General features: G+C 71.0%; 2 protein-coding genes and 1 pseudogene. 2 read left to right on the top strand and 1 reads right to left on the bottom strand.

What is annotated here, in order from left to right:
- Window positions 1–1,221: pseudogene (locus QR78_RS30600) on the bottom strand (sensor histidine kinase); the annotation flags it as partial.
- A 352-nt stretch (window positions 1,222–1,573) separates the two neighbouring features.
- Between QR78_RS30600 and QR78_RS30595 the strand changes: the two are divergent.
- Both QR78_RS30595 and QR78_RS30590 read left to right on the top strand, forming a co-directional pair.
- Window positions 1,574–2,929 carry a dicarboxylate/amino acid:cation symporter gene (locus tag QR78_RS30595; RefSeq protein ID WP_048431405.1) on the top strand — a complete coding sequence of 452 codons (1,356 nt, stop codon included), beginning with the start codon at window positions 1,574–1,576 and terminating at the stop codon, window positions 2,927–2,929.
- Window positions 2,930–3,267: 338 nt separating this feature from the next.
- Window positions 3,268–3,826 (top strand): alpha/beta hydrolase (locus tag QR78_RS30590; RefSeq protein ID WP_048431404.1); only part of this gene is annotated, 559 nt, incomplete at its 3' end.

Genomic DNA, 3,826 nt, shown 5'->3' with positions numbered 1-3,826 from the left:
CGCGAGCGGCTGGTTGATCTCGTGCGCCATGCTGGCGGCGAACTGGCCGAGCGCGGCGAGGCGCCCCGCATGGGCGAGCTCGCGTCCGAGGCGCTGGCGCTCGGCTTCGGCGCGCTGCCGCTCGGCGATCTCGGCCTTGAGCTTCCGGTTGGCCTCGGTGAGGGCTTGCGTGCGCACCCGCACCCGCTCCTCGAGCTCGGTGCGCCGGGTCGCCGCCTCGGCGAGGCTCGCCCGCACGCGCCGGCGCCGCCCGACGATCTCGGCGAGGCCGAGGCAGGCGAGCCCGACCGCGAGGCCGGCGATGACCTGGGCCTGGATCCGCTCGCGCGCCACCGCGACTCCGATCCGGGTCAGGGTGTGGAGCCGCCAGGTGGTGCCCGGGATCGCGGCGTCGAGCGGCATGGCGAGCCGCGCCGGCTCGGCCCCGTGGCCGACCCGGACCAGGGTCCCGTCCGCCGCCGGGTAGAGCGGCAGGGGCTTGAGCGGCGCCTCGCCGAATTCGAGCCGCTCGCGGATCAGCCGGCGCTCGTCGTCGGGCACCGGGCGCAGGGTGCCGAAGCGCCAGGCCGGCTCGCTCGCCACCAGCACGATGCCGCGGGGATCGGTGACCATCACGGTCTCGCCGCCGGCCTCGGCCCCTTTTCGCCAGGCGGCCTCGATGCCGTCGAACTCGACCTTGACCACCACGACCCCGGTCTGCCCGCCGGGGCCCGCGACCCGGCGGCTGAGATAGAGGCCCGGCCGGCCGCTGACGGTACCGAGGGCGAATTGGCGCCCCGCGCCCTCGGCCAGCGCCTGCTGGAAGTAGGGCCGGAAGGCGTACATCGCCCCCACGAAGCTGCCCGGCTCGCCGGCATTGCTCGCCGCGACCGCGCGCCCGTCCTGGCGGATGACGTAGACCACCGCCGCGCCCGACGCCCGGGCGATCTCGGCGAGCCGGTCGTCGACCCGGGCGATCAGGCCTGGGTCGGGCGAGGCGCCCACCACCGCGGCGATCTCCGGGTCGCTGGCGAGGGCCAGCGGCAGCGAGCCCTGCTTCTGCATCTCGGTGCGGAAGGCGGCGACGTGGAGCGCCAGTGTGGCCGAGGCCGAGCGCCGCAGGTCGGCGAGCGCCGCCCGCTCGGCATGGCGGCCGGCGAGCAGGGCCGCGGCCACCACCGCCGCGAGCCCCAGGAGCCACGGCAGGGCCGGCGAGCGCGGCAGGGCGCGCCAGCCGGTCACGGCCGCCCCGCGCGGCGCGGCCGGGCGGTTGCGGATTTCCGCACGGTTTCCCGGCCGGCGTTGCGGCGGGCCGGACGGCTGCCGCGGGCGGTTTCCCCCTGTGTCATGAAAAGCCTTTTATTCTGTTGGGCTTAACAAAAAATTTCGGATTTTCGCCGGCTGGCACGCCGGTTGCCATGATGTGTCCGTCCGCGGCCTGCCGGTGCGCGGCAGGCCTGTCGCAGGCCGAAGTTCAGGCCGCAAGGCCAAGTCGCCCAAGGCCAAGTCGCCCGCCGCAAGGCCAACAGCAAGAGCATCCCGCGGTCCGCCGCCAACGCCGTCCTGCAACGAGCCATTATAGGGAGAACGTCCGATGGCTACGATCCCGTCCCCGCTGACCGCGCCCCACGCGCCGCCGGCTCCCAAGCCGATCTACAAGACCCTCTATTTCCAGGTCCTGGTCGCCGTCGCGATCGGCATCACGCTCGGGCATTTCTACCCGCAGCTCGGCGCCGACATGAAGCCGCTCGGCGACGCCTTCATCAAGCTCGTCAAGATGATCATCGCCCCGGTGATCTTCCTCACCGTGGTCTCCGGCATCGCCGGCATGACCAACCTCGAGAAGGTCGGCCGGGTCGGCGGCAAGGCGCTGATCTACTTCCTCACCTTCTCGACGCTGGCGCTGATCGTCGGCCTGATCATCGCAAACCTCGTCCAGCCGGGCGCAGGGATGCACATCGATCCGAAGTCGCTCGATCCCAAGCAGATCGCGATGTACGCCGAGAAGGCGAAGTCGCAGACGATCACCGACTTCCTGATGAACATCATCCCGTCGACGGCGGTGGGTGCGTTCTCGGGCGGCGAGATCCTCCAGGTCCTGTTCTTCTCGGTGCTGTTCGGCTTCGGCCTCGCTTTCCTGGGCGAGCGCGGCAAGCCGGTGCTCGACTTCATCAAGATCCTGTCCGAGGCGATCTTCGGCGTCGTCCACATCATCATGAAGGTCGCCCCCATCGGCGCCTTCGGCGCGATGGCCTTCACCATCGGCAAGTACGGCATCTCCTCGCTCGCCAACCTCGCCTACCTGGTCGGCGCGTTCTACCTCACCTCGGCGATCTTCGTCTTCGGCGTCCTCGGCCTCGTCGCCCGCTACAACGGCTTCTCGATCGTCAAGCTGGTCCGCTACATCAAGGAGGAGCTGCTCCTGGTGCTCGGCACCTCGTCCTCCGAGTCGGCCCTGCCCTCGCTGCTCGAGAAGATGGAGCGCGCCGGCTGCTCGAAGCCCGTCGTCGGCCTGGTGGTCCCGACCGGCTACTCGTTCAACCTCGACGGCACCAACATCTACATGACCATGGCGGCCCTGTTCATCGCCCAGGCGACGGACACGCCCCTCACCTACGGCGAGCAGGCCCTGCTGCTCCTCGTCGCGATGCTGTCCTCGAAGGGCGCGGCCGGCGTCACCGGCTCGGGCTTCATCACGCTGGCCGCGACGCTGGCGGTGGTCCCCTCCGTGCCGGTCGTCGGCATGGCGCTGATCCTCGGCATCGACCGGTTCATGTCGGAGTGCCGGGCGCTCACCAACTTCATCGGCAACGCGGTCGCCTGCATCGTGGTCGCCCGCTGGGAGGGTGAGGTCGACATGGACCGCCTCAAGGCCGCCCTCGACGGCAACCCGATGCCGCTGGAGGAGGTCCTCCCGCCCCTGCAGCCGACCCTGCAGCCCGCCGAGTAAGCGACGCTCCCGGGGTCATCGCGACCCCGGGCCCGAGCAAGGGGCGGCCCTGCGCGCGGCGCGGGGCCGCCCCTTCGCGTTTCCGGGTATCGTCACGCCAGGCACTTGTCCGACCGGAACGACGTGCGTCCTCCCACCCACGACCTCATCCTGAGGTGCGGGCGATCGAAGATCGCTGAGCCTCGAAGGAGGGCTCCAGAAAGCGGTGAGACCTCTGGAGCCCTCCTTCGAGGTCGGTCCATCGTTGATGGACCGACACCTCAGGATGAGGTCGTGGTGGGGAAGAGACACGTGTTCTGCCGGTTCGACAAGTTCTGAAATTCTCTCGGAGGGCGACGATGGCGGGCGGCGACTGGCGCGGGATGGACCGTGCGACACTCAGCAGGGCCTACGACAATTCCGGTGCGGTCGCCGGCAGCAGCGCCACCATGGCGGCCTTGCGCGCGCGCAGCGCGGCGTTCCGCGAGAGGCAGGCCGGCGCCCTCGACCTTCCCTACGGCGAGGGCGAGCGTCAGCGTTTCGACCTCTTCCGTTGCGGACGGGCCGGGGCGCCGCTCCTCGCCTTCATCCACGGCGGCTACTGGCAGCGCAACGACAAGCACGGCTTCTCGGCGCTGGCCGAAGGGCCGCTCGCCCGCGGCCTCGACGTGGCGATGATCGGCTACACGCTCTGCCCCGGGGCGACGATGACGGCGCTCAGCGCCGAGATTCCGGCGGCGCTCTCCGCCTTGCGCGCCCACGCGAACCCGCCGCGCCTCGTCGTGTCGGGCTGGTCGGCCGGCGGGCATCTGGCGGCGCTCGCCATGACCTGCCCGGAGGTCGATGCGGGATTGGCGGTGTCCGGCATCTTCGATCTCGCGCCGATCCGGCGCACCGCCCTCGACGACGCGCTCCAGC

This window comes from Methylobacterium indicum, from assembly GCF_001043895.1.
GTDB classification, from domain to species: domain Bacteria; phylum Pseudomonadota; class Alphaproteobacteria; order Rhizobiales; family Beijerinckiaceae; genus Methylobacterium; species Methylobacterium indicum.
This window is presented reverse-complemented; position numbering and strand designations above follow the sequence as displayed.

What these genes read in the sequence shown, in the direction of transcription:
- QR78_RS30595 (WP_048431405.1), top strand. Translation starts at nt 1,574, where the DNA reads ATGGCTACGATCCCGTCCCCGCTGACCGCGCCCCACGCGCCGCCGGCT.